The sequence below is a fragment of the Arenibacter lacus genome, from assembly GCF_008711145.1.
Classification (GTDB): Bacteria; Bacteroidota; Bacteroidia; order Flavobacteriales; family Flavobacteriaceae; genus Arenibacter; species Arenibacter amylolyticus.
Window position 1 is genome coordinate 1 of sequence record NZ_VVIN01000279.1, and the last position, 337, is coordinate 337.

Annotated in this window: 1 protein-coding gene; it reads right to left on the reverse strand. The window is 46.9% G+C overall.

The annotated features are described in order from the left end of the window. On the reverse strand, positions 1-337 hold a 337-nt coding region (locus F1E73_RS17490; RefSeq protein ID WP_150452713.1), incomplete at both ends, for an FAD-dependent oxidoreductase.

Below are 337 nucleotides of genomic sequence, written 5' to 3' on the forward strand. Positions count from 1 at the left end.
TGATTGTTTTAGAGGCAGCTTACTATAAGGAAATACTAGGTGCACCCCTTTAGTAAGGTGTAGCCGCTTCCCTTTTATCTCATCATCCAGTGCTCTTACCTCATCTACCCATGGCCCAGCGGCGCTCACCACGTATTTGGATTGTATGGTAAACCCACTTCCCCCCAAATGATCCGTTACCCTTACACCATTTACCTTTCCATTTTTATAATCAAACTGGCGTACCTCGGCATAGTTTAGGGCGATAGCCCCATATGTTAGGCTGGTTTTTATGACCTCCAAAGTTAGTCGCGCATCATCGGTACGGTATTCCGCATAATAGCCGGCCCCCTTAAGG